This is a genomic window from Pedobacter sp. SG908, from assembly GCF_011759615.1.
Lineage (GTDB): Bacteria > Bacteroidota > Bacteroidia > Sphingobacteriales > Sphingobacteriaceae > Pedobacter > Pedobacter riviphilus.
On sequence record NZ_JAAOYY010000001.1, the window covers coordinates 1,107,978 to 1,134,839 of the forward strand.

Here is a 26,862-nt window from a genome sequence, read left to right on the forward strand (position 1 = left end):
CACCCTATGTTCAGATTAAACTTTAAAATAGCACTACGTAACCTTTGGAAAAATAAAGGCTTTACATTGATCAATGTAGGTGGCCTAGCTATCGGAATGGCCTGTTGCTTAATGTTACTTTTGTACGTTAACTACGAATGGAGTTTCGATAAGCAATATAAAAATGCCGATAAAGTATATTTAGCGGCTTTAAATTTAAAGTTTAACGGTAAACTGGCTACTACAATGGCCGTTCCGAATAAACTGGCTAAAGCTGGGGTTTCAGAATTGCCAGGCATTAAAAGTGCAGCCCGTATTTCGATGAACAATGGCCAGAAATTATATAGCCATAATCAGCATAATTTTAAGTTGGCTGGCATGAGTGTAGATCCAGATTTTTTAAAGATTCTCGATCATAAATTCATCTATGGAGATCCAAATACAGCGCTAAATGAGCCAGATAATGTGCTCATTAGCCAATCTACATCAAAAAAGTTATTTGGTGATGAGAATCCTGTCGGGCAGCTCATTAAGTACGATAACCGGGTTAATTTAAAAGTAAGTGCCGTAATAGAAGATCTTCCTAAAAATCAGAGCATACAGTATGATCTGTTACAGCCATGGGCTTTTTTAGAACAGGAAAATCCATCGGAAAAAGAAAATGGATGGGGAGCAATTACTTGTTTAACCTTATTTCAACTTAAAGATAATGCTTCTCTAGATGCCACAAATTCGGCTTTAAAACACTTTATAGTGAATAAAGAACCTGATTTAAAAGAAATGACCTACGAACCTTTTCTTTTTCCTTTAAGTAAACTTCATTTATATGACGATTTTGAAGGCGGAAAAGCGGTTGGAGGTAAAATTGATCAGTTGAGGCTGTTTGTTTTTCTGGCCATTTGCGTGCTGTTTATTGCCTGTATCAATTACATGAATCTTTCAACGGCTAAATCAGAGAAACGTGCCCGCGAGGTAGGGGTTAGAAAGGCTTTGGGTTCTACCAGAAATACAATAATGGGACAATTTATGATAGAATCGCTACTGTTGTCGTTTTTAGCAATGTTAATTGCCTTTACACTGCTCGAAGTCTCTTTACCTTATTTTAACAATCTGCTCAATATCTCGATCAAAATTGATTATAATGCTTATCAATTTTGGAGTGTATTACTGGCTATGGTACTGGTAACTGGTTTGCTTGCCGGCAGTTATCCTGCATTTTATCTTTCATCTTTTATTCCTGTAAAGGTATTAAAAGGGTTTAAGGGTTCAACTGGCTCCTTATCTATCCGCAAAACACTTGTAGTGGTGCAGTTTAGCCTTTCTATCTGCATGATTATTTCGGCAATTGTAATTTACAGTCAAATTCAGCACCTTAAAAATAAGCCTTTAGGTTTTGATGAGACGGCATTGGCACAGATCGACCTGGAAGGGGAATGGACAAAACCCGAAAAACTCAAAACCTTTAAAAACGAAATGGAAAGGGAAGGAGCCATTGTTGCTGCAACGGAATATGCCAACTCTTTTACCAGTAGCGGTTCAATTACCAGTGACATTCAATGGCCAGACAAGCCCAAAAATGATGTCTCGATTATTAATTATAGAAGTACAGGTTTCGATTTTGCCAAAACAACTGGTGTAAAGATTCTTGCAGGGAGAGATTTTGATCCTAAATTTCCAGCTGATACCGCTACATCTCTGCTCCTCAATCAAACTGCTGTTAAAATAATGGGCTTAAAAAATCCTGTGGGTACCGTTATCCATTGGGGCGATAATCCGCCGCTTAAAGTGGTAGGCGTTGTGCAAGATTATTCTAACGAATCACTTGCTTCTAAAATACAGCCTACAGTTTATTATTACAATGTTAAAACGAGTCGGGTTTTGCTGCTTAAACTCAATCCCAAGCAATCGCTTTCTAATTCAATCGAAGCGATAAAATCGGTAAGTCAACGTTTAAACCCTGCTTATCCAATTGAAGTAAAACTGGTTAGTCAGGGCATGGCCGAAAAACTCCGGAGCGAAAGGTTGCTCAGCGTACTTTCTAATATTTTTGGAGGATTTGCCATTTTTATTTCCTGCTTAGGTTTATTGGGTTTAGCGCTATATACCGCTGAACAGCGCAGTAAAGAAATCAGTATCCGTAAAGTATTGGGTGCTAACCTTTCTGATATCTTGGTCCTTTTGAACAAAGATTTTATGAAACTGGTAATCATATCCAATGTAATCGCTATTCCGGTAGCCTATATTCTTGTTGCCAAATGGCTGGAAAAATATGATTATAAGATTACGATTAATCCATGGCCTTTTTTGCTTGCCCTTTTAACCTCGGTAATTATTGCAATTTTAACGGTAAGCCTGCAAACCTTTAAAGTGGCCAAAGCAAACGCAGTTGATGCACTTAAATATGAATAAGAGCTGCATGAAGTGTTTGGTGCTAAGCATTTAAACGCTACACGCCAAACACTTTACGCCAAACCCTACGCCTTATGTTCAGATTAAACTTAAAAATTGCACTTCGCAACCTTTGGAGAAACAAGGTAATTACCTCCATAAATATAGGTGGATTGGCTATTGCCTTGGCTGCTTTTATTTTGGTTACGATGTATTTTACTTATGAAACCAGCTTTGATAAAACCAATCCCAATTATAAGAGCGTGTACGTAGTTGGAATAACCTATCCAGAATTTAAAACCAATTACACTGCGGCTCCATTTGCAAAAGCCATCAAGCAAAATTTTCCTGAAGTTGAATCAGCTGGTCTTATAAAAGACAGTTCTTTTGAACTAACCATTAAAAATGGCGAAAACACACTTTTTACTAAACGGATTTTGACTGTCGATTATAATGCGGCCAAGATACTCAATATAAAACCCGAAAGTGGCCTTGTAAAACCAGCGGGAGATACGGAAAGGCTTAATTACCTAAGTACCGAAAGTTTGAAAACGCTTTTCCCGAATAAAAAGGATAACAAGCCTGAAATGGTTGGCTATGGAGCCAGCAATTCAGGGATCATGGGAATTATAGCTGGTTCTATTAAGAACAATTTGCATTCAAACTTCACTTTCGATGGTGTTTCTATCGCTAACGAGTTAGGCACGGGGGATAATTATGATATGAATGATTATACCATTTACCTACAGGTAAAACCTGGGACGGATGTGGCGAATCTTGAGCAAAAAATTACTAGTTTATATCGAGCCGAATTATTAAAAGATAAAACCAATAAAAAAACAACCAACGAACTAAAAGGTATTTCTACATTTTTAGACCCACTATCAAATCAGCATTTAAGGCCAAAGGCAGGTAATGATGTGCCATACAAAATATTAATCGCCCTTTCTGTGCTTGGAATTTTGATTCTTGTTATTGCTTGCATCAACTTTACCAATTTAAGTATTGCACAGGCTGCAAAACGAGCTAAGGAAGTTGGGATTAAAAAAGTGATGGGTGCCTTTCGTTCGCAACTTACTGTTCAGTTTCTAACAGAAATATTTATACAATGTTTTATTGCTACAATATTTGGGTTAATTTTAGCCGAGTTGGCGCTCCCGGGTTTTAACAATCTCTTTCAAGTTAATTTATTAATCTGGCATATCGATAATGGTTTGTTTTGGCAATTGCCATCGATATTATGCCTGATTACAATTATTGCTGGTATCTATCCTGCATTGGTATTATCTGGTTTTAAACCGGCATTGGTGCTTAAAGGGAATTTTTCTACCAGCAAACAAAGCTCATGGTTACGAAATGGGCTATTGGTTTTCCAATTCAGCATTGCAGTGATTTTCATTATTGGTCTGTTTATTATCAACGCGCAGTTAAAATACATGCATAATCAGGATTTAGGTTTTACCGCCAATCAGGTGGTTTACATTAAAAACATTACCATTTTTAACAAGCCGGATAAATTTGAGCCTGTTAGAGATAAAATTCTGAAAATACCGGGGATTAAATCAGCTACTGTGGCAACTTTTATACCGGGTGGTACAAACGGAGTGAATAGTTACGCTGCTAAGGGCTTAAAGGCAAATATTGATTTCGTGGATGTAGACTTCGATTATTTGAAAACTTTAGACTTAAAATTAAAAGAAGGACGTTTTTTCTCGAATGAATTTAAAACGGATACTGTAAATGCTGCGGTCATAAATGAAAGTGCTGTAGCTAAATATGGCATTAAACACCCCATTGGAGAAACCATCCGAGGTTGCGATATTGATTATAAAATAATTGGTGTAATTAAAGATTTTAAAACGCAAGGATTTGAAAGCCCTATTCAGCCAACAATTTATGCGATTAAAAATCCTTGCGGGGGGTACAAGTTGCAAATTATGCTCAAAATTTCCGAAAACAAAATGGCAGATGCATTGGCTGCTTTGAAAGCACAATGGCCACAAATAAATCCTCAGGATGGCGAAGATTTTAGATACGAATTCCTGGATGAGCTTTATGGTAAACTGTTCAAAAAACAAGAGCAACTGCAATCTGTATTTTTTGCTGCTGCTATACTCACCATTTTTATTGCCATACTAGGCCTGTTTGCCTTTGCAAAATACATTACTACCGGCAGGATTAAAGAAATTGCAGTAAGGAAAATTCTTGGTGCAAGTCATTTACAGATTTTCAAACTCATTAATAGTTCATTTTTTGTTATGGTGCTTATTGCCAATATTATTTCCTGGCCATTGGCTTACATTTTAACCAAAAAATGGCTCGAAACCTTTGCATACCGGATTGATCTGCCACTTTTTCCCTTTTTAATCAGTGCCGGCTTAACCATTTTATTAACCATTATAACCGTAAGTATCCAGGCAAACAGTGCCGTAAAGGCAAACCCTGTTGATGCACTTAAATATGAATAATGGTGTAGAGTTTAAGGTTTATGGGGAAGTTAATGCGCCCAGACCTTAAACCCTACACGATAACCCTTACACTGTATGTTTAAACTGAACTTAAAAATCGCACTACGAAGCCTATTTAAAAACAAGGTTTATGCAGCCATTAATATTGGCGGTTTGGCCATTGGCTTAACAGCTTTTGTACTGATGCTCTTATACATTAACCACGAAGAAAGCTACGATACCTGGTCGCCTGAGCTCAAATCTGTTTATCAAATTAGGGAACGTCATAGTTTTTTTACCCCTGATAATAAAGAACATCTACAGGAATCTAATGATAGCAGGGTAGCCAATTTGATCCGTGAAAAAGTTCCACAGGCGATTGCAGTTACAAAAGTAGATCCTGATTGGGATTTCAGAACCGGAAATTCTGTTAAAGTCGGCAATGCCGATCCCATTATAGTTAACAGGATGAAAGATTCCGATAGCAGTTTCTTCCATGTTTTTAAGTATAAGTTTTTACAGGGCAGCGAAAATGATGCGTTAAAGGCACCAAAATCGGTTGTGCTGAAGCAGAGCCTGGCCAAAAAAATATTTGGCGAAGGGAATGTTCTGGGTAAAGTTATCAAGGTAGTTGCCTGGCAAGGAGATGAAGGTACAGATTTAACCGTAACCGGAGTGGTAGAAGACCCTCAAACGCCCGAAACAGCAGGCTTTACTGCTATTATGCGCACAGGAAACAAGGATAAAGACCCCGTTAATCCAACAAATAGCAATTATTGTCAGGTTTATGCGAGGGTAAATGAAGGAGTCGATCCTGAACTTTTAAACCAGACCCTTAAAAAGGTTTATGTTGATTATCAAAAGTCAACAGCGCCACTTAAAAAAATTGAATACAAAAGTTATTTCGCCGATGGTAAATACCTTCAGTTAAAAGCAATTCCATTAACTGAAGTTCATGGTAACCGCCCGTTTGAGATAAGCTGGCTTGAAAAATTAAAGCCTGTAATCGCTATCTGTGTATTTCTCCTGTTGGTGTCGATTATTAACTTTGTTAATCTGGCAACTGCCCAGTCTGTGCAACGTGCTAAAGAGGTTGGGGTTAAAAAGGTAATGGGTGCTTATAAACAGCAACTGATCGGTCAGTTTTTACTGGAGTGCACATTACAGAGTGTAGTTGCCCTGTTCCTGTCGGTAATATTGATTGAGGTATTATTGCCCTCGTTCAACACTCAGTTTCATGTTGAGCTTAGTTTTTGGCATAACCCAAATCTTTTCAATATGCTTTTACAGCTATTCGGTCTTTTTACGCTGGTCACTTTATTGGCCGGTTTTTATCCTGCCTGGATCTTATCCAATTACAATCCTGCAGCAGTATTAAAAGGCAATTACAGCGGCAGTTTAAAGGGCATAATTTTACGAAATTTGCTCGTGGTTTTTCAGTTTATCATTTCGGTAACCTTTATTATTGCCATAATTGTGATGCAGCTACAGACAAATTATCTCAATAATAAGGATTTAGGATTCGAACGGAGCAATCTCATCAACATCAGAGCAGGTTATGATCAAAATCTTGTCGATAAGATAAAACGTATTCCCGGGGTGCAGTATGTGGCTACCACAACCCAGATAATGGGAAATGCCTTTAATGTTCCGGAGCAAATAGAATATAATGGCAATAAAATTTCATTCAATACGGTAACAATAAGCATGGATGCACTTTCCGCACTGGGCGTAAAACTTTTAAAAGGACGTATTTTTTCAAAAGAATATAAGCAGGATACCATTAATACCGTTGTCCTTAACGAAGCTGCGGCAAAGCTGATCGATAAAAATCCGATTGGTAAAAGTTATAAAATCGCTGACGAGGATAAAATGCTTAATTTTCAGATTATTGGAGTAATTAAAGACTATCATAACGAAGGTTTTGACAAGCAGGTACTGCCAACACTTTATAAAGTAACCACTTTAGGTGGCACATCCTCTACCAATAACCTGATTGTAAGGTTGAACAGCGATAAGAATGCTGCCATTATCGAAAAAATAAAGGTCGAATGGAAACATATCTATCCCGATTTCCTGATGGAGTACACCACTTTGGATAGTGCTTTTGATAAAGTGCTCGAAAATAATAAACGTTTTATGAGTATGATAGTGCTGTTCAGCATTGTTTCTGTTTCACTTTCACTGCTCGGTCTGTTTGCCCTATCTACTTTTGTAGCAAAACGCCGTACAAAAGAAATTGCCACTAGAAAAATTTTAGGAGCATCCAACATACAGATTGTTGGTCTTTTAAATAAAACATTCCTGGTTCTGGTAATCATTGCCAATCTCATCAGTTGGCCAGTCGCCTATATTGTGGTGAAAAAATGGCTCAATGGTTTTGCATACCGTATAGATTTGCCATTATACCCATTCTTTCTGGCTACTGTGGTTTCAATCATCATTGCTGTTTTAACCGTAAGTATCCAGGCAAGAAGGGCCGCTTTAGCAAACCCGGTAAAAGCACTTAAATACGAATAACGACCTGCAGATAGTATTTGGTATTCAGCGTAGATTTTTTCGCTGACTGCCAATCGCTTTCCGCTAAACTTTAAAAAATATGATACAACTTACCAATATCGAAAAGTATTACGCCAGTAAAGGTGTTAAAAATTATGTGTTGCGTTTGGTAACCACTACGATTAATCAGGGCGAGTTCGTTTCCATTATGGGCCCATCGGGCGCCGGGAAATCGACCTTGCTAAACATTATAGGCATGTTAGAAGAACCCACTTACGGTACTTATAACTTCCTGGGTGAAGATGTAACCAGTTTAAACGAACGTAAACGCATTGAACTTTACCGCAATCACATCGGTTTTGTTTTTCAGGCATACCACTTAATTGATGAAATGACCGTTTACGAAAATATTGAAGCCCCATTGCTGTACAAAAAAGTAGGTAGCGCCGAACGGGCAAGTAGAATTGCCGACCTATTAGACCGCTTTAATATTGTGGCCAAAAAAGATTTATTCCCTAACCAACTTTCTGGTGGCCAGCAGCAACTGGTTGGTATAGCAAGGGCATTGGCTGCACAACCATCTATAATTCTGGCCGATGAGCCAACGGGTAACTTGCAATCGGCACAGGCAGAAGAAATTATGGCGCTGTTTAAAAAGCTAAATCAGGAAGATGGTATTACCATTATCCAGGTTACGCACTCCGAAAAAAATGCGCAATACGGAAATAGGATTTTGCACATTGCCGATGGTGTAGTAAAGGAGGATGTGGCGGTAGGTTAAACCGAATTTTATTAAGTTGAGCTTTTGCTTGGAGAGATAAACACAGCCTTTAATATTTCAGCTGTGTTTATCTAAATAACTCATTATTTTAGTTGATGAAATGCTCACTGTTCGTATGTCGTATTACTAATCTTCGTGAAAAACTTCTTCCATATTGCTCCAGGTTTCGCCTTTAGCAGCGGCATCGGGTAGTGGGATCTGAGTCGGTGCGGTTTCTTTCCACCAATGTTGCGTAGTGGCATCAGCAGCCATCTTTTTCATATCAGCAGCAAAATCGTTTCCGGTATACTCGAAATAGCTAAAAAGATACTGTTTGCCCTCAATTTCTTTTAAATAAATGGAATAATTATGGATGTTACATTCTGTTATTTTTTTTAATACCCCTGGCCACACTTCAGCATGTAACTTTTTGTAATAAGCCATCTTTTCGGGCCTCAAACCTGTAATACTGCCATAACGTAACACTTTGTTTACTGCATTTGGTAATTTGGCTTCTGTTTTTGCAGGTGGGTTACAGGCGGAGACCATTAGCACGAAAGCTAAGGCCAAAAAATACATTGTTTTTAAATTTTTCATAAATACCTTTTTTAGGGATCTGTTTATTTAATAACTGGAATGTTTTCAGCGTTTCCGTTTAACTCTAGCACAACAATATAATCAGGCTGGTTGGCCTGATTGACCGGAAGTTGCAGAGAAATATCATCCTTTTGCGTTATATTAATGGTTTGGTTATTTAGCAGGTATGCTTTTTTAACTTTTAAACCTGGGATAGCCTTTAAACTCAGTTTGGCCAGATTGGTGTTTAATATATGCACATAGATTTTATTCCCTTTTCTGGTAGTGGCATAATCACTATTGGGCTGATAAGGGCCACCTAATGTGCCATAAATGGCCTCACCATTGGTTTTTAACCAATCGCCAATTTCTTTTAAACGTTCTATTTGGCGGGCTTCAATTCTACCATCTGGCATAGGGCCTACATTTAATAAAAGATTGCCATTACCACCTGCAGTTTTCGAAATAATTTCGAGGCACTGTTTTAGCGGTTTCATTTTATCGTTTGGTTTCCAGGCCCATTGGTTACAAATAGTAAAACAGCTTTCCCAGGGCGTAAACATATTTAATTTGCCTACTACTTGTTCGGGTGTGTCGTAATCGCCTATCATTTTAGAAGCATCAATGTTTTTATTTTCCATTGCCGCAAATTCTTTTCCCAAGCGGTTATTGGTAATGATATCGGGTTTTAGGTGTTTTAGATATGCATATAAATCTTTACCCATCTCGTCTGTCCAGGGTTTTTCCCATTGTCCATCAAACCAGAGCATGTAAGGATCATATTTGGTAATAAGTTCTTTTAACTGATTTTTCATATAAAGTATATATCGGCTCATGTCTGATTTTGGATCAATTGTTTGGTTTTTTGGAGAGTGGATCGGGTAATCTGGATGATGCCAGTCTAATACCGAGTAATAAATACAGAATTTAATTCCCTGTTTTTTACAGGCTTCGTTTAATGCACCAACAATATCTTTTTTATAAGGTGTATTGGTAATATTGAAATCAGTAAATGCAGTTGGCCATAAGCAGAACCCATCATGATGACGTGCCGTAATGGTCAGATATCTCATTCCGGCATCTTTTGCTGTTTTTACAATGGCGGCGGCATCAAATAGAACTGGGTTGAATTCTTTATAGAGATTGTCATAATCTTCCGTTGGAACCTGATCGCCACGGCTCCAGCCAATCTCGGTACCGCGTAAACTCACTGGCCCCCAATGAATAAACATACCAAATCGTTTATCCATAAAATCGTTCATTACTGAAGCATTTGTTTTAGTTTGCGCGTTAACACTGAAAAAAGTAATTAGTGCAACGAAGAACAAGAGAAATCTTTTCATATTCATGTTAATTTTATTTAAAGTAGATATATAAAACACTCATTATCACCAATAAAAGCACTGATAGAAATTTGTAGTTGCCTATTCCGCTCCAGCCTTTACTTTTAAGGGGTTCCCAAATAGAACTCCAGTACAAAACTTCGCTTTGGGGGGTGTGTTTTACTGGATAGATGTAAGAAAATATAACCTGTATAAATACACAGATACAGAACAGGTAAAAGGCCATCATCATGAAGGGGATTTTACCAATTATAGTTTCTGCACCATATAATTTGTTTACCACAAAAACACTCGCCCCAATAATAGAGCCGAGCAGCAAAGTATATTGTGCCCCTTTTGCCGATGCTTTTTTCCAAAATACCCCCAATAAGAACACACAGGTAATAGGAGGAGCAATATGCGCTATTACATCATTTATGCCTTCGAAAAGGCTTTGATAGCTATTTAATAATGGCAAGAGGGCTATTGAAACGGCTAATGCAATGCCTGCCGACCAGCGACCTACACTAACCAATTTTTTATCGCTGGTTTCGGGTTTAAATCTTTTGTATAAATCATAACTGCTTAATGTAGCGATAGAATTTAATGCACCCGCAATTTGACTCATTAATCCTGATAATAATGCGGCTACCAAAATACCCACCAGTCCTTTGGGCAAAAGCTGGGTAATCATTAATGTATAAATGCCCTTGGTGTTTAACACCGTTTTGCCATTGGCGCCAACAGTTTGCAAACTGGATAAATCCATAGTCCCCGATTTATACAAGATATATGCAAACAAACCCGGTAATACGAAAATAAACACAGGCAAAATTTTGATAAAACCGCAAAATAACGAGCCTACGCGGGCATGGTTTTCATCTTTTGCGCCTAAAACACGTTGTACTATGGTTTGGTCGGCACACCAGTACCAAATACCCAAAACCGGATACCCTAAAAATACGGCTATCCAGCTCATTCCACTCTTATCGCCAATCGGACGTACCATACTGAGTTTATCCATGGCGTTTTCTTTTTGCAGTATAGCCGTCATATGATCCCAGCCACCAACTTTATTCCACGCAAAAACTGTAATGATAATGGCACCGGTAATCAACACTAAACTCTGTATCGTTTCGGTAACTACAACTGCCCTTAAGCCGCCAATAATGGTGTATAATCCGGTTAGCGAGGCAATTACAACTATACTTACATACATATCTATACCGAATAGGGTTTCGAGTACAATACCACCCGCTAAAAAAGAAAAAGCAATGTGGATAATGATGGCCGATAGAATAGAGATGAATGCCAACCAGTCTCTACAGGCGCGGTTATACCTTCGCTCTAAAAAATCGGGTAAAGTAGAAATACCCGACCGGATATAAAAAGGAATAAATAATAAGGCCAAAAGAATAAGGGTAAATGCCGCCATCCATTCAAAATTGCCATTTAAAAGCCCGCTGTCAAATCCGCTCTGTGCCAAACTTACCAAATGGAGACACGAAATGTTTGTTGCAAACAGCGCCAGGCCAATCATTGGCCATTTAAGCGATTTGCCCGCCAAAAAGTATTCTCCACTGGTGATTTCTTCGTTTTTCTTTTTTCTCGTTCCGGTCCATAAACCTATGGTTACAATAAAAAGTATATAAGCAATGGTAATTACGATATCGGTTGTACTAATCATATTTGGTTAGATTTTGGGTTATTTTAAATCACAGCTGCTTCCCGCTTCTTGTGGAGTGATGTAAACTCCGTTTTCAATTTTAATCGGATTTTTAAAGTGTTGTTTTAAATGGGGGATATGTTCCAGAAATAAAGCTTCATGGCCCATAGCAATATGATTAAACAGTACCAGATGCTGATGTAACTGCCCCATGTCGCCAACGTGTGGCACAACGGGCACGCCAAATTTTTTGCACAATAAACTAATCGTGATGAATTCGCTAACGCCGCCAACGCGTACTGCATCCACCTGCGCAAAACCCGTACAACCAGTTTGTAGGTAATTCTTAAAAATAATACGGTTGGGTACATGTTCTCCCAAAGCCAATTTAATAGGTGCAATTTCTTTGGCTAAAGTCTGGTGTGCCAATACATCATCCGGGTGGGTAGGTTCTTCCACCCAGAAAGGATTCATATTTTTAAGCTCATTACATATTGAAACGGCTTGTGGTAGCGTCCATTGCTGATTGGCATCTAACATTACTTTTGAGGTTTCTCCGGCAACTTCACGTACAATGTTTGCCCTTCTGATATCACGCTTAGGATCGGCAGATCCTACTTTAAGTTTCATTGCGGTAAAACCATTGGCAATAGCCTTTTTACAGTTTTCGCGTACCTTTTCATCGTCGTAATTAAACCAGCCTACAGAAGTATCGTATCCTGGATAACCGATATCAAGAATAGCTTCTCTCGATTTTTTGAAATCGGTTTGGCTTTGCAGCATGGCAATTGCCTCTTCTTTGGTGAGTACATCCTCCAGGTAGGAGAGATCGAGTGTATTCACAATTTCTTCGGGACTTAAATCGATCAATAGTTTCCAAAGTGGTACGCCGCGTTTTTTTGCCCATAAATCGTAACAGGCATTGGTTACAGAAGCTAATCCTAAATGTACAACACCTTTATGTGGTCCTAACCACCTAAATTGCTGTTCGTTTGATAACGTGCGAAAAGTCTGTCCAAAATCGCTCATCAGTTCTTCAATATCTTTTCCCTTTAAGGTATTGGCATAAAATTGAGCGGCATTGCAGACCAAATCGTTACCAGCGCCAAGTGTAAAGGCTAGCCCTGTTCCTGTTATGCCGTTTTCGTTGGTTAAATTGGTAACCGCATAAGAGTATTGAGGATCTTTATGTATAGCATCGCTGCCTGCACCGGTTGATAGTTCAAATCGTTTGTCGCTAATTTCTATTTTGTTTATCATGTTAACAATCTGGATTATATGATGGTTCTGTATCCTAGTTCTGCTCCACCACTTACGGGTAAAATAGTTCCAGTTATAAATCTTGCAGCATCGCTGAGTAAGAATAAGCAAGCATCTGCAATTACATCGCCAGCTGGCATGCTTCCCAAAGGTTGGAGTTTATCCAAGTAATGTTGTATTTCTTCTTTATTGGGCTGTTCTTTGCTCCATGATTGCAGGGTTGGGGTATTAATCGCTGCGGGCGAAACCGCATTAACGCGTATTCTGTATGGTGCATAATCTAAAGCCATGGCTTTCGTTAATGCATTAATTGCACCCTTTGTAGCTACATAAACGGCATGATTGTTTTGCCCAATGCTGCCTACCATCGAGCTGGTATTTAAAATACAGCCCTTTGTTTTTTTAAGATGCCCGATGCCATGGCGGGTGGTATATAAAATGCTTTTTAAGTTAACATTCATCAATAAATCCCACTCAGCATCTGTTGTTTGATCGAGCATTTTTGAAGGATGCGCAATCCCTGCATTGTTATGTATGGCATCTATAGCACCAAATTTTTCGATGATGGTTTTAAAAGCATCTGCTACTTCATTTTCATTAACTAGATTGCAGACTATGGCTATTTTTTGCGCTGTTTCGAGTTCATTGAGTTTGTTTTCGGCTATTGGGTTTTTATCAAGGATACAAACAGTAGCACCAGCTTTGGAATAGGCCTTTGCACATTCCCAGCCAATGCCATCGGCACCTCCTGTTAGTACAATAATTTTATGATGAAGCATGTTGTTTAATTTGGTTAGTATTTGTAATAGCTAATTTATTAAGGAAAAAAGAGATTAACCGAGGTATAATTCGCTAATAATGATGTTATATTAGCCGTTTTATTGAAGTTATTTGTATTAATTGGTAATTTATGATGTAAATGGTAAATTACTTTTTCATAACCAAATAGCCATCATAAGTAATAAAACTGACGGTAAAGAAAATAGTCTGTATCAAATGAAACCGATTTTTGCCAAAATACTCGATGGAAAAGTAAATGATGTTTACGGCACAAAGATTGTAAATGCGCCTTACTTTTCTACCGAATTCCATTTTCACGAAGAATGCCAGCTTACCTATAACGTTGAGAGTGAAGGGCGGCGCATGATCGGTGATAGTATTGAAGATTTTAATAACGAAGACATGATTTTTGTAGGCGCTAATTTGCCTCATGTATGGCACAATAGTCAGCAGTATTTTAGCGATTCGACACCAAATATCCATGCACATTCGATTTCGCTTTTTCTCCATCCCGAAAAAATACTGGATATTTTTCATGAGCCAGAGAATATACAGAAGCTTAAAAATTTTTTTCAACTGGCTAAACGCGGAATGAAATTTAACTTTTCGGCCAGAAAGGAAATAAAACCTTTGTTGTTAAAAATTGCTCAGGCAACAGAAGAAATAACGCGTTTAATAGGGGTGCTGGAAATTTTAAACCTGCTTTGTCAAAATAAAGATTATGTGTTACTGGCGAGCCCGGGCTATACCAATAATTATCAGTTAAAAGATAATGATAGAATGGATAAAATTTTGAAATATGTTTTCGATAATTTTAATAAAGAGATATTGTTGGGAGATGCTGCCGAGATGACCAATATGAATAAACAGGCTTTTTGCAGATACTTTAAAAACCGCACACAGAAAACTTTTGTAACTTTTGTTAATGAAGTAAGAATTGGCCATGCCTGCAAATTAATTGCCGAAAGTGATCACCAGATCAGTGAAATGGCTTATATATGTGGTTTTAATAGTCTTTCCAATTTTAACAAATTTTTCAAGCTGGCCAAAGGCGTTACCCCAAAAGAATATAAGAAAATGTTAATTGCAGATTGATCCGGTTAAAACTTGCTGAATGAAGATTAGCCTTTGAAAAGACCTCTTTTGAACACACTAATCTTTACTAAATCCTATATTTGCTTCATGCAAAAAACGTTTACCGATCAGATGGGGCGGGAGGTTACTATCAATTTCCCACCCAAACGGATTATTTCTATAGTACCCTCCCAAACAGAATTGTTATTTGATTTAGGATTGGATCAGGAAATTATCGGATTGACCAAATTTTGCATCCATCCGATAGAAAAATTTGCAGAAAGAACCAAGGTTGGTGGAACAAAAAAACTCAACATCGATTTAATCAAAGATTTAAAACCCGACTTGATTATTGGGAATAAAGAAGAAAATACGCAAAGCGACATAGAAGAACTTGCAGCAGACTTTCCGGTTTGGATGAGCGACATTTTCACTTTAGATGATGCCATGAAGACGATTGGCCAGATAGGGGAGCTTGTAGATCGCGAACCAGAAGCCAGTTACCTTAATCATCTTATTTCAGCAGGATTTAACGATCTGAAGACACTTGCACTTCAACATCACATAGATAAAAAGGTAGTGTACCTCATCTGGCGCAAGCCCTATATGGTTGCTGGAAAAAATACCTTTATAAATGATATTCTATTAATCAATGGTATGACAAATGTGGTTAGGCAAGAACGTTATCCATCGATTACACTCGCAGAACTGAAAGCTTTAAATTGCGAACTGATCCTGCTTTCGTCAGAACCCTATCCTTTTGGCGAAAAACATATTGAAGAAATACAAGCGGCTATTCCCGAGGTAAAAATTATACTGGTAGATGGAGAAATGTTCAGCTGGTATGGAAGTAGATTGGTTAAAGCCGTTCAATACTTTTTTGAGTTTCAGAAGCAAATTATTAGCTTTTAAAGGCAAATTTTTATAATTTGTAGCATATGGTTAAATTATCCCGTTATCATAGCATCACCGATAAAAAACAAATCATAATCAGATGAGAAAAATATTAATACTATCCTTGTTCGTAGCCGTAATTTCCAGTTGCAGTTCAATGAAAAACGGAGGAAACTCCAGTACGGTTACCGCAAGTGGAACAATTGAAAAATTAGGCATGACTACCTTTCAATACGGCACACATTTATTAAAAGCAGAAAATAAAACTTATGCCTTAAAAAGTGCAAGCATCAATCTTGATACCTATTTAGATAAGAAGGTTACCATAAAAGGGAAAAAGGTTTCTGGCTATCCATTAGAAGGCGGACCTGAATTTATCGATGTAACGCTAGTAAAATTTTGATACCTACCTGGTTAAGATAATGGCGTCATTCCCGTGAAAATGGGAATCCTAAAGCTTCACCCATGGTTCATTAACTTTCTAATGCATTAAGATTGCCAGTCACAACCTTTGAGATTAAATTTTGTTTCTTCACAAAGCATTCCAAAGATTTGATTATTCAATTTAGTTTCTATCTTTGCAATCCTTAAAACATCCTATCTGCGGAAGTGGCGTAATTGGTAGCCGCACCAGACTTAGGATCTGGCGCTTCACGGCGTGGGGGTTCGAGTCCCTTCTTCCGCACAACAAGATCAACCGTTCCGATTTAAACATCAGAACGGTTTTTTTATGGCACATATCTCCACAAACCATCACGAAATTCTCCATTGTTAAAATTTTTCTCCTTAAAAATTAAAGAGTTAACAGTTTTTGGTCGAAATAATCAATAAAATATTGCCCATGCCTTTTGATTATTCAATCTTGTTTCTATCTTTGCAGTCCTTACAACATCCTAACTGCGGAAGTGGCGTAATTGGTAGCCGCACCAGACTTAGGATCTGGCGCTTCACGGCGTGGGGGTTCGAGTCCCTTCTTCCGCACAACAAGATAAAGGCCGTTCCGATTTAAAAATCGGAACGGTTTTGTTTTTAAAAACATTGATTAATAAAAATTGATGTGCTGTTTTAATTGAAGCGATATGTGCTGTTTGTCTCAAATCTCATATCTCGATCTCAAGTCTAATTGTACATCTCAATACTCATATCTCAGAAAAAATGAATATTACACAGGAAAAAACCGGCAACTTAAATGCTGTTGTAAAAATCAAAATCGCACCTGCTGATTACACTGGAAAAGTAGAGAAAGCCATTAAAGATCAAGCTAAAAAAGCACAATTACCTGGTTTCCGTAAAGGAATGGTTCCTGCTGCCCACATTAAAAAAATGTATGGCAAAAGTATCTTGGTAGAAGAGGTTAACAACTTATTGAACGATACCTTATCTAACTATATCGCTGAACAAAAATTAGAAATTTTAGGTCAACCACTTCCTAAAATGGACGATGAACGCGAATTTAAATGGGACAATACAGATGATTTCGAATTTGATTATGAGTTAGGTTTAGCGCCAGCTTTTGATGTAAATCTTTCATCTAAAGATAAATTTACAGAATATGTAATTAAAGCTGATAAAGAAACTTTAGAAAGCCGTATCAAAAATATCCGTCGTAGCTATGGTAAAATGACTAATCCTGAAGTTTCGGCTGATGACGATGTGCTTTATGCCGAATTAACCCAGGTGGCTGCAGATGGCACAGCTGTTGAAGGTGGTATTACCAGTACGGCAAGTGTTCGTTTAGATCAGATTAAAGATAAAAAGATCCTTAAATCGTTAATTGGTTTAAAGAAAGACGATGAAGTAACGATCGACATCCAAAAAGCATTTGAAGATGCCGCTGTAATTGCAAAAGCTTTAAATATTTCAGAAGAAGAGGCTGCTGCTTTAAAAGCAAACTTTAAGCTTCACGTTAAAAACGTTAACCGTTTAGAAGAGTCTGACTTAAACCAAGAGTTTTTTGATAAATTATTTGGTGAAGGTACAGTAACCGACGAAGCTGGTTTCAGAGCGAAAATTACTGAAGAAGTAGAAAGTATGTTTAAGCAAGATGCTGAACGTAAGTTATCGAACGATATTTATGAAGCACTTTTAACTAAGCACAATTTCGAATTGCCAGATGAGTTTTTACGTCGTTGGTTAAAAGCTACAAATGAGAAACTAACTGACGAGGAATTGGCAGAAGGTTATGATGATTTCGCTAAAAACCTTAAATGGACTTTAATCGAAAACAAAATCATTAAAGATAACAGCATCGAAATTAAATATGAAGATGTAGTTCAGGCGGCTAAAGCTAAATTAGATGCACAGTTCAGAATGTATAGCCCAAGCCCACTTCCAGAAGATCAATTGGCTCAATATGCTGTTCAGTTTTTGCAGGAAAAAGAAAATGCAAACCGCGTTTTTGAAGAAGTAAAAGCATTAAAAACTTTCGAGCAAATCAAATCTGTTGTTACTTTAGAGCAAAAAGATATTGATTATGATAAGTTTGTAGCGCTAGTGGAGAAAAAAGCATAGAGCTAGGAGCTTTTAAAATCACAATATAAAATCCTATTTTGCCGAGTGGCAAAATTTAAATTTCGAGACTTGTTAATTTGGCAGAGCGCTATAATTGTAGGTGATAAATTGATCGATATTTCTGAGAAATCAGAAGAAATAAAAAAGTTTAGATTCGCAGAGCAGCTTCGAGGAGCTGCTCTTAGTGTATCCAATAATATCGCAGAAGGGTCTGGTTCTAATTCTGCTGCCGATTTCAAACGTTTTTTAAACTATGCACATCGGTCCATCTTCGAAAATGCCAATATTCTTTTGGTGTTAAATTTAAGATTACTAGTTTCTGACAAGGATTTGGCAGATTTATTGGAAGATTTAGATATTTTAGCAAGGATGATTTCCAGCTTTTCTAAAAGTTTGAAGAAGCGGAGTGCTATATTGTCATAGATTTCGATATGGTATACTCTTTGTCTAAACCAACATAATTAAAATATTATTTATATTTTGGTTTTTTATTATTCACGAAACGATGGGGAACAGGAACTCGAAACTCTATGCCCTCTGCTAAAAAAAAACTCATACTATGAACATAGATTCACAAGAATTCAGAAAATTTGCCGTTAAACATCAGGGAATTGGCGGTTTACATGTAGATAAATTTATTGCTCAGGCTAATCTGAACCCTAAGAGCATGACGCCATATATCATTGAAGAACGCCAGTTGAATGTAGCGCAAATGGACGTTTTTTCAAGATTAATGATGGATCGTATTATCTTTTTAGGTGATGCGATTTACGATCAGAATGCGAATATCATTCAGGCACAGTTGTTGTTTTTGCAATCAACAGATGCTGATAGGGATATTCAGATCTACATTAACTCGCCAGGTGGCTCGGTTTATGCTGGTTTAGGTATTTACGATACCATGCAATATATACAGCCAGATGTAGCTACAATTTGTACTGGTATGGCCGCATCGATGGGTGCAGTTTTATTGGTAGCAGGTGCAAAAGGAAAACGTGCTGCATTGCCTCACTCAAGGGTAATGATCCACCAACCATCTGGCGGTGCACAAGGTGTGGCATCCGATATGGAGATCAACTTGAGAGAGATGTTGAAATTGAAAAAAGAATTATACGATATTATTTCAGAGCACTCTGGCCAAACATACGATTGGGTAGAGAAAGCTTCAGATCGCGATTACTGGATGACAGCTGACGAGGCAAAAGGATTTGGTATGGTTGATGAGGTGTTATCGAGAAACGCAAAAAAAGATGGCGAAACAAAATAAAGAATCCCGTTGTTCATTCTGCCATTCTGGCAAGCATGAAACGTTAATGTTGATTGAAGGTATGGATGCATTTATCTGCGATAAATGTGTAACCCAGGCCAATCAATTGCTTGCGCAAGAATTAGGGACCAAAGGGACGAAAAATATTCAAGAGGCGATAAACTTATTAAAGCCTCTTGAAATTAAACAACATCTTGATCAGTATGTTATTGGTCAGGATGATGCAAAAAAGGTATTATCTGTTGCCGTTTATAATCACTACAAACGTTTAAATCAAAAAGTTGATAAAGACGAGATTGAGATTGAAAAATCAAATATCATGTTGGTGGGCGAAACGGGTACCGGTAAAACACTTTTGGCTAAAACCATTGCGAAAATTTTGCATGTACCATTCTGTATCTGCGATGCTACGGTTTTAACAGAAGCAGGTTATGTAGGTGAAGATGTTGAAAGCATTTTAACACGATTGCTTCAGGCTGCAGATTATGATGTAACAGCTGCCGAACGTGGTATTGTATATATTGATGAGGTAGATAAGGTAGCACGTAAAAGCGATAACCCATCCATTACACGTGATGTATCAGGAGAAGGTGTTCAGCAGGCTTTATTGAAAATTTTAGAAGGTACGGTTGTAAACGTTCCACCTCAGGGCGGGCGTAAACATCCAGATCAGAAAATGATCCCGGTAAACACTAATAACATTCTGTTTATCTGTGGTGGAGCATTTGATGGTATAGAACGTAAAATTGCAAATCGTTTACGCACACAGGCTGTTGGTTATAAAGTAAAGAAAGATGAAACAGTTTTAGATCTTAAAAATCTTTATAAGTATATTACACCTCAGGATTTGAAATCTTTTGGATTGATTCCAGAATTAATTGGTCGTATACCGGTTCTTTCTCACTTAAATCCATTAGATAAAGAATCGTTGAGAAATATTTTAACCGCGCCCAAAAATTCATTAATCAAGCAATATGTGAAGCTTTTTGCTTACGAAGACGTAAAGCTTGTTTTTGATGAAGATGTTTTAGACTTTATTGTAGATAAAGCAATGGAGTATAAACTAGGTGCCCGTGGTTTAAGATCAATCTGTGAAGCGATTATGTTGGATGCGATGTTTGATACGCCAACGCAGACGGACGTCAAGGAGCTGCATATCAATCTCGATTACGCGATAGAGAAATTTGAAAAGGCCGACTTTAAAAAGTTGCAGGCCGCTTAAAAATCAAATCCTTCCCGTAATTCGGGAGGGATTTTTTTTAATACAATATTTGTTAACGCTAGGCGCCAAACGCTATGCTCAAAACGAAAAGAATATGAACGAAGAAAAAGACGTAAAAAAAGACGAGGAAATTGTAGAGAAATCGAAAAAAGTAAGAGAAGTAGAAAGTCCTGTTAAATCGGGATTGAAATCGAAAGACGAAATTGTTAAAAACTGGTTGCCACGCTATACTGGCCGTCCATTGGATCAATTTGGCGATTATATCCTGTTAACCAATTTTAGTAAGTATGTAAGCATGTTTTCGGAATGGAACGATAATGCACCGATTATGGGTTTAGATAAGCCTATGCAAAGTGTTACAGCCAACGGAATTACAATTATCAACTTTGGTATGGGAAGCCCTTTGGCTGCAACCATGATGGATTTATTAACAGCCATTAAACCTAAAGCAGTTTTGTTTTTAGGTAAATGCGGTGGTTTAAAAAAGAAAAACCAATTAGGCGATTTAATTTTGCCTATTGCTGCAATTAGGGGAGAAGGAACCTCAAATGATTACCTGCCTGCAGAAGTACCCGCATTGCCAGCATTCGCCTTGCAGAAAGCGATTTCTACAACCATACGCGATCATGGTAGGGATTATTGGACCGGGACCTGTTATACCACCAACCGCAGGGTTTGGGAGCACGATAAAGAATTTAAAAAATATTTGAAAACATTACGTGCAATGGCGGTAGATATGGAAACGGCAACAATTTTTACCACGGCCTTTGCAAATAAAATTCCAGCTGGTGCATTGCTTTTGGTGTCCGATCAGCCGATGATACCTGAAGGTGTTAAAACTGCCGAAAGCGATAGCAGCGTAACTGAAAAGTATGTAGAAACACATTTAAGAATTGGTATTGATTCGTTGAAACAGTTAATCAATAACGGATTAACCGTTAAACATTTGTTGTTTTAATCTGCGATAACGTCATCCTGAACTTGTTTCAGGATCTTTTCGGCTTGAATTATTAGCAAGTTAGGTGCTGAACTAAATTCAGCATGACCTATCAAGTATAATCATCATCCTATCACGATTTTACTTCAGCTTCGGGCTCTTTTGCCTGCGAAAAGGAAAACTATTTAAACAAAAAAAGATCGGCATCTGCCGATCTTTTAATATCTGTTAGAATTAAAAATCCTATCCCAAATAAGATTTTAAGATTTTACTTCTTGAAGTATGACGTAAGCGTTGTAACGCTTTATCTTTAATCTGACGAACACGCTCGCGTGTTAAGTTAAATTTCTCACCAATTTCCTCTAAAGAAAGTGGATGGTTAGAACCTAAGCCGAAGAATAAAACGATAATTTCTCTTTCTCTTTCCGTTAAGGTAGATAAAGAACGTTTAATTTCTTCCGATAGAGATTCGTTGATCAATGAGCTATCGGTATTTGGTTCGTGGTTTTCCAATACATCTAACAATGTATTTTCTTCACCTTGAACAAACGGTGCATCCATTGATACATGGCGGCCAGAGTTACTTAAAGTGTCTGAAATTTTATCCACCGTAGTTTCCAAAATATCAGCAAGTTCTTCCGGAGACGGCTCACGTTCGTATTCTTGCTCTAATTTAGAGAAAGCTTTACTGATTTTGCTTAATGAACCTACCTGGTTTAAAGGTAAACGTACAATACGGCTTTGCTCGGCAATTGCCTGCAAAATAGATTGACGAATCCACCAAACGGCATAAGAGATGAATTTGAAACCTTTGGTCTCATCAAAACGTTTTGCCGCTTTAATTAAACCCAGGTTACCTTCGTTAATTAAGTCTCCTAAAGTTAAACCCTGATTTTGATATTGTTTTGCAACAGATACAACGAAACGCAAGTTCGTTTTAGTCAACCGCTCTAATGCAGCCTGATCGCCCTCACGAATCTTCCTTGCTAAAATTACTTCCTCTTCTGCTGTTATTAAATCTACTTTGCCAATTTCGTGTAGGTATTTATCTAATGACTGACTTTCACGGTTGGTAATGGATTGCGTTATCTTGAGTTGTCTCATTTATACGAATTGTGTGCTCTTTAATTATTGAGTGTGCAAAGTTACGAAATTGTATAGCAATCCGAAAGGATAAAATACTGAAAATGTTGCTGTTTGCACAAGTTTTTTACAGTTTTACTTGTAGCAAAAATCATTCCAAATAAAATTATGACAGTAAATGTGTTATTGTTGGCGTTATAATTGATTTTCGGATATTATTTATTGTAAATCAATAAATATATTTTGAATTGTAATAATTTATTATTTATGTTTGTATCGTAAATAATTAAATAAACATGACGTTTCTTAAATTTTCAATAATTTAAAGCAAATATCAAAAGCCATTATTGTGGGGCGGTTTTGTGTATATAATTTTTGTCAGATTATAGGTGCAAAAAATAAATCAAGAAACCGGCTTCATTATTAAGTAGTAAATTAAATCGAAGACGTTACATTTTAAACTGGCATGTAATTATGGAAATTAAAATAACAACCAATCAGATTTTGAAAGTATTACAGATACTTTCGTGGATAATTTTTATCGGCCTATGTGTAGAAGCAGGTGGGGTACTTGTTAATACAATTATTACATCATTTATAAATCCGCAGGGCGTGAAGAACTTTTGGGATGGAGCAGATTACTTGTCAAGTGTTTACAAATTTGATCAGAGTTATTTCCTGGTTATTACACTCGTTATGATTATTGTTGCTGTGCTAAAAGCAATCATGTTCTATCTAATTGTAAAATTGTTTATCGATAAAAGACTCCGCATTTCTCAGCCTTTCAGTATAGAATTGAAGCATTTTATTCTGATACAGGTCTTTTTAGTCCTTGGTATAGGTTTTTTTGCCCATTTAGGTTATAAATATACGGTTTGGCTCACACACCAAGGGGTTATGGTTGCTGATCTTAAAACGTTAAATATGGATGGGGCTGATGTGTGGTTCTTTATGGCTGTTGTGCTTTTTATAATTGTACAGGTTGTGAACAGAGGAATAGAAATTCAACAAGAAAACGATTTAACGATATAATTATGAAAACGCAGAATCAAATTAGGTTAATTAAAATGGGTTATGTGGTAACACTTTCAGTCGTAATACTGTTTTCGCTTAAAGATGCATCAAAGGGTTTTGAAGAAGGGTATACAGATACTGGAAAAGGCGGGCTATTAGATTTGGTACAGGGTTTATTTATATTGATAATTGTGTTCTTTAGCTCAAGGGTATTGGTTTATCTCTATCGTTTTATTAATTCGATAGAAATAGGCAATGTTTTTAGTATTGAAAATACAGGAAGGCTTACACGTATGGGGTGGTATTGTACTATGATTCCATTTCTGTTGTTCACTTATAACGCTATGGTTTATGCAAATCAATCAAATAATCGACAGGATATAGTATTTAAGATAATTGAAAATGTTGATTTCCAGATCTGGCTGTTAATTTTTGGCTTAACACTTTTAACAATAGCATTTGTGTTTAGAAAAGGGATTGAACTGCAACAAGAAAATGATTTAACGATATAAGCTCATGCCGATAATTGTAAACTTAGATGTAATGTTGGCCAGGCGTAAAATGTCGTTAACCGAATTAAGCGAGCGGGTAGGGATAACCATGTCTAATTTATCTATCCTTAAAACAGGTAAGGCGAAGGCGGTTCGTTTGGAAACTTTAGAGGCAATTTGTAAGGCTTTAGATTGCCAGCCGGGCGATATCCTGGAATTCCGAACAGAGTAAACCTCGCATGTTTTTAAAACCTGCCAGGTTTGATAGCGCCCAAGAACCACCTAAGTTGTTAAATAAACCTGATAGAACGGAAAGCCCGGAGCGAAGTATGAGTGAGGACTTGGAGGGATAGCAGGAGAGGAGGCTGCCATACTAACAGAACCACTCATTTTCAAAAAAATAGTAAGCGAACCTATTCAGTATATAAATCTGAGTTTTATAATTAACATGCTTCTAAGGAGTCTCCTGAAATTGTTTTTAGTCATGTCTTCATCCAGAATTTAACCCCTAGCAGGAAAGATGCTGAAACAAGTTCAGCATGACGATCGCGTTAGTTAAATATGCTAAAAATTAATTAGTAAGAATAAACATTTGTAGAACTTAGGTTTTTTTTGGAAAAGAGAGGGAATAAAAAAACCTTCCAGTTTGCACTGAAAGGTTTTCAATATGATATACGCTTTTTGCTTTTGTCTTTCGACTTTTAGCTTAAGCTTATGCTTGTTCAGCCAACACTTTGGTTACTAAATCAGCTGCTTCTTTTAAAGCAATTGCAGAGTAAACTTTAAGTCCAGACTCATCGATTAATTTTTTAGCTTCTTCAGCATTTGTGCCTTGCAAACGGCAGATAATTGGCACCGGAATGTTACCGATTTCTTTATAAGCATCGATTACACCCTGAGCAACACGGTCGCAACGAACAATACCGCCGAAAATGTTGATCAAAATTGCTTTAACGTTAGGATCTTTCAAAATGATATTGAAAGCCGCTTTAACCGTTTGTGCATTAGCAGTTCCACCAACGTCTAAGAAGTTAGCAGGCTCACCACCAGCCAGTTTAATGATATCCATGGTTGCCATAGCTAAACCAGCACCGTTAACCATACAGCCTACGTTACCATCAAGGTTAACGAAGTTTAGGTTAGAGGCACTTGCTTCAACTTCCATTGGATCTTCTTCCGTAACATCGCGCATGGCTGCATAATCAGGGTGACGGAATAAACCGTTTTCATCCAGGTTAACTTTGGCATCTACCGCAATTACTTTATCATCAGAAGTTTTTAATACCGGGTTAATTTCGAACATCGAAGAATCGGTTGCTTCGTAAGCTTTGTATAAAGCAGTAACGAATTTTACCATTTCTTTGAAAGCGTTACCGCTCACACCTAAGTTGAAAGCAATTTTACGTGCTTGGAAGCCTTGTAAGCCAACTTTAGGATCAATCTCTTCTTTAAAAATTAAGTGCGGCGTATGCTCTGCAACTTCTTCGATATCCATACCGCCTTCGGTACTGTACATGATGATATTGCGACCTTTCGCACGGTCTAACAGTACCGAGATGTAGAATTCTTTAGTTTCAGAAGCGCCTGGATAATAAACATCCTGGGCTACTAAAATCTTGTTCACTTTTTTACCTTCTGGTCCGGTTTGAGGAGTTACCAGTTGCATGCCGATAATATCGGTAGCACGTTGTTTAACTTCTTCCAGGTTTTTGGCTAATTTAACACCACCACCTTTACCGCGACCACCAGCGTGGATTTGCGCTTTAATTACAACCCAGTCAGAATTATAATCAGTTTTCAGTTGCTTAGCAGCCTCAACAGCTTGCTCAGGAGTATCGGCAACTATTCCTTCTTGAACGTTAACACCGAAACTTTTTAATATTTGTTTACCCTGGTATTCGTGAATATTCATCTGTTTATATTTTTGTCTTTATCTGTCAGATGGAGCCTTTTACTATTAAAATAATTATTTTAACAGTATCGGGTTCATTTGCTACAAAATTTGCCCAAAGCTACAATTTCAAACCCTTTAAACAAATAGCAATCGCCGATTTTTTCAGAAAATGAACGTTTTATGTTAATCGGGAAATTAGTGCCTGTAATGTGCACTAGTTTATGGTGTTCCGCTGATTTCGCTAATATGCACAGAGATTTTTTATTTGAAAGTGAGAGGGTGGTTCTTCGTGGCGGCTGGTGGCCCTGCTTTCCGCTATAAGTCCTCACTACGCTCCGGGCTTATCACTGTAATCAGGCTTAAAAACAATTTGGTTCCTAACAAATGCAAAAAAATATATTTCCTCTGCACTAATTATCTTAAATCTGCGGGAACAAAAGGGTTAATAGTGTTCTTTAACTTCCAGCAAAAGGTGTCCCGAATATACCAACAGCCAGTTCTGCCCAGATCAGGAATAAGGCTAGTAAAATAACAACGAGTATTAATGTTCTTAAAGTGCCTGTTTTTAAGTTTCTAATTACAAGTTCTATAGCTAAACCCGTGCTGAGTAGTAATGTTCCCGCGATTATAAAATCGGATAGTGTCCAGTCCACCTCATTAGTAAATTGCATGGCTATTAAAGGAATAGCTAATATGGAAACTATTGCACTTAAAATAATGATGATTCTTAATTTGTTTGAATTAAATGATGTTTGATTTTTCATGATTTTTATAATTATAATATATGATTTAAATCGT

At 37.4% G+C, this 26,862-nt stretch carries 23 protein-coding genes and 2 tRNA genes; 17 read left to right on the forward strand and 8 right to left on the reverse strand.

The annotated features are described in order from the left end of the window. The first annotated feature begins 6 nt into the window (after nt 1–6). The 4 genes from FHT21_RS04675 (at nt 7) to FHT21_RS04690 (ending at nt 8,094) form a co-directional block, all read left to right on the forward strand. Complete coding sequence (locus FHT21_RS04675) at nt 7–2,388, forward strand: ABC transporter permease (protein WP_167293592.1); 2,382 nt, start codon at nt 7–9, stop codon at nt 2,386–2,388. Between the two features lie 74 nt (nt 2,389–2,462). After that, a complete protein-coding gene (locus tag FHT21_RS04680) occupies nt 2,463–4,835 on the forward strand; it encodes an FtsX-like permease family protein (protein ID WP_167293593.1) in 2,373 nt (790 codons plus the stop codon). A 75-nt stretch (nt 4,836–4,910) separates the two neighbouring features. Beyond that, nucleotides 4,911–7,334, forward strand: coding sequence for an ABC transporter permease (locus FHT21_RS04685; RefSeq protein ID WP_167293594.1), 2,424 nt, complete (start codon nt 4,911–4,913; stop codon nt 7,332–7,334). Between the two features lie 79 nt (nt 7,335–7,413). Then, a complete protein-coding gene (locus tag FHT21_RS04690) occupies nt 7,414–8,094 on the forward strand; it encodes an ABC transporter ATP-binding protein (protein ID WP_167293595.1) in 681 nt (226 codons plus the stop codon). 126 nt (nt 8,095–8,220) lie between these two features. On the opposite strand, the gene FHT21_RS04695 is transcribed toward FHT21_RS04690, so the two are convergent. From FHT21_RS04695 to FHT21_RS04715, 5 genes are read right to left on the reverse strand one after another with little or no spacing between them, the layout of a single operon-like run. Beyond that, nucleotides 8,221–8,670, reverse strand: a complete 450-nt coding sequence (locus FHT21_RS04695; protein ID WP_243853859.1) for an L-rhamnose mutarotase — start codon at nt 8,668–8,670, stop codon at nt 8,221–8,223. 23 nt (nt 8,671–8,693) lie between these two features. Continuing rightward, nucleotides 8,694–9,992 (reverse strand): alpha-L-fucosidase, encoded by a 1,299-nt coding sequence (locus FHT21_RS04700; RefSeq protein ID WP_167293596.1) that lies wholly within the window; start codon nt 9,990–9,992, stop codon nt 8,694–8,696. A gap of 13 nt (nt 9,993–10,005) precedes the next feature. Next, nucleotides 10,006–11,658 carry a sodium:solute symporter gene (locus FHT21_RS04705; RefSeq protein ID WP_167293597.1) on the reverse strand — a complete coding sequence of 551 codons (1,653 nt, stop codon included), beginning with the start codon at nt 11,656–11,658 and terminating at the stop codon, nt 10,006–10,008. An 18-nt stretch (nt 11,659–11,676) separates the two neighbouring features. After that, a complete protein-coding gene (locus tag FHT21_RS04710; protein WP_167293598.1) occupies nt 11,677–12,897 on the reverse strand; it encodes an enolase C-terminal domain-like protein in 1,221 nt (406 codons plus the stop codon). 14 nt (nt 12,898–12,911) lie between these two features. Continuing rightward, nucleotides 12,912–13,676 (reverse strand): SDR family oxidoreductase, encoded by a 765-nt coding sequence (locus FHT21_RS04715; protein ID WP_167293599.1) that lies wholly within the window; start codon nt 13,674–13,676, stop codon nt 12,912–12,914. A gap of 217 nt (nt 13,677–13,893) precedes the next feature. Between FHT21_RS04715 and FHT21_RS04720 the strand changes: the two genes are divergently transcribed. The 10 genes from FHT21_RS04720 (at nt 13,894) to FHT21_RS04765 (ending at nt 21,603) form a co-directional block, all read left to right on the forward strand. Next, entirely contained in the window at nt 13,894–14,772 is an 879-nt protein-coding gene (locus FHT21_RS04720; RefSeq protein ID WP_167293600.1) for an AraC family transcriptional regulator, read from the forward strand. An 87-nt stretch (nt 14,773–14,859) separates the two neighbouring features. Then, the gene (locus FHT21_RS04725) at nt 14,860–15,663 is read left to right on the forward strand and encodes a helical backbone metal receptor (RefSeq protein WP_167293601.1); all 804 of its coding nucleotides are present in this window, start codon (nt 14,860–14,862) and stop codon (nt 15,661–15,663) included. A gap of 82 nt (nt 15,664–15,745) precedes the next feature. Next, nucleotides 15,746–16,048: a hypothetical protein gene (locus FHT21_RS04730; protein ID WP_167293602.1), complete on the forward strand. Its 303-nt coding sequence runs from the start codon at nt 15,746–15,748 to the stop codon at nt 16,046–16,048. Nucleotides 16,049–16,248: 200 nt separating this feature from the next. Further along, a tRNA-Leu gene (locus FHT21_RS04735) sits at nt 16,249–16,330 on the forward strand. A 214-nt stretch (nt 16,331–16,544) separates the two neighbouring features. After that, nucleotides 16,545–16,626: transfer RNA gene (locus FHT21_RS04740), tRNA-Leu, on the forward strand. A 174-nt stretch (nt 16,627–16,800) separates the two neighbouring features. Beyond that, nucleotides 16,801–18,156, forward strand: coding sequence for a trigger factor (tig, locus tag FHT21_RS04745; protein ID WP_167293603.1), 1,356 nt, complete (start codon nt 16,801–16,803; stop codon nt 18,154–18,156). A 45-nt stretch (nt 18,157–18,201) separates the two neighbouring features. Continuing rightward, nucleotides 18,202–18,579, forward strand: coding sequence for a four helix bundle protein (locus tag FHT21_RS04750; protein ID WP_167293604.1), 378 nt, complete (start codon nt 18,202–18,204; stop codon nt 18,577–18,579). Between the two features lie 136 nt (nt 18,580–18,715). Continuing rightward, the gene (gene clpP / locus FHT21_RS04755; RefSeq protein WP_057932889.1) at nt 18,716–19,423 is read left to right on the forward strand and encodes an ATP-dependent Clp endopeptidase proteolytic subunit ClpP; all 708 of its coding nucleotides are present in this window, start codon (nt 18,716–18,718) and stop codon (nt 19,421–19,423) included. Next, on the forward strand, nt 19,407–20,645 hold the full coding sequence (clpX, locus tag FHT21_RS04760) for an ATP-dependent Clp protease ATP-binding subunit ClpX (protein ID WP_167293605.1): 1,239 nt from the start codon (nt 19,407–19,409) through the stop codon (nt 20,643–20,645). Before clpP ends, clpX begins: the two co-directional genes overlap by 17 nt. A 94-nt stretch (nt 20,646–20,739) precedes the next feature. Beyond that, nucleotides 20,740–21,603 carry an AMP nucleosidase gene (locus FHT21_RS04765; RefSeq protein ID WP_190328094.1) on the forward strand — a complete coding sequence of 288 codons (864 nt, stop codon included), beginning with the start codon at nt 20,740–20,742 and terminating at the stop codon, nt 21,601–21,603. 222 nt (nt 21,604–21,825) lie between these two features. Here FHT21_RS04765 and FHT21_RS04770 read toward each other — a convergent pair whose 3' ends face one another. Further along, nucleotides 21,826–22,686, reverse strand: coding sequence for an RNA polymerase sigma factor RpoD/SigA (locus FHT21_RS04770; RefSeq protein WP_010601359.1), 861 nt, complete (start codon nt 22,684–22,686; stop codon nt 21,826–21,828). A 453-nt stretch (nt 22,687–23,139) separates the two neighbouring features. On the opposite strand from FHT21_RS04770, the gene FHT21_RS04775 reads away from it, so the two are divergent. From FHT21_RS04775 to FHT21_RS04785, 3 genes are read left to right on the forward strand one after another with little or no spacing between them, the layout of a single operon-like run. After that, entirely contained in the window at nt 23,140–23,697 is a 558-nt protein-coding gene (locus FHT21_RS04775; protein ID WP_167293606.1) for a DUF2975 domain-containing protein, read from the forward strand. A 2-nt stretch (nt 23,698–23,699) separates the two neighbouring features. Further along, complete coding sequence (locus FHT21_RS04780; protein WP_167293607.1) at nt 23,700–24,191, forward strand: DUF2975 domain-containing protein; 492 nt, start codon at nt 23,700–23,702, stop codon at nt 24,189–24,191. Nucleotides 24,192–24,195: 4 nt separating this feature from the next. Then, nucleotides 24,196–24,402: a helix-turn-helix transcriptional regulator gene (locus tag FHT21_RS04785; RefSeq protein WP_167293608.1), complete on the forward strand. Its 207-nt coding sequence runs from the start codon at nt 24,196–24,198 to the stop codon at nt 24,400–24,402. A 480-nt stretch (nt 24,403–24,882) separates the two neighbouring features. On the opposite strand, the gene sucC is transcribed toward FHT21_RS04785, so the two are convergent. Both sucC and FHT21_RS04795 read right to left on the reverse strand, forming a co-directional pair. Continuing rightward, a complete protein-coding gene (sucC, locus tag FHT21_RS04790; protein WP_167293609.1) occupies nt 24,883–26,082 on the reverse strand; it encodes an ADP-forming succinate--CoA ligase subunit beta in 1,200 nt (399 codons plus the stop codon). Between the two features lie 437 nt (nt 26,083–26,519). Further along, the gene (locus FHT21_RS04795; protein WP_167293610.1) at nt 26,520–26,828 is read right to left on the reverse strand and encodes a hypothetical protein; all 309 of its coding nucleotides are present in this window, start codon (nt 26,826–26,828) and stop codon (nt 26,520–26,522) included. Nucleotides 26,829–26,862: the final 34 nt, after the last annotated feature.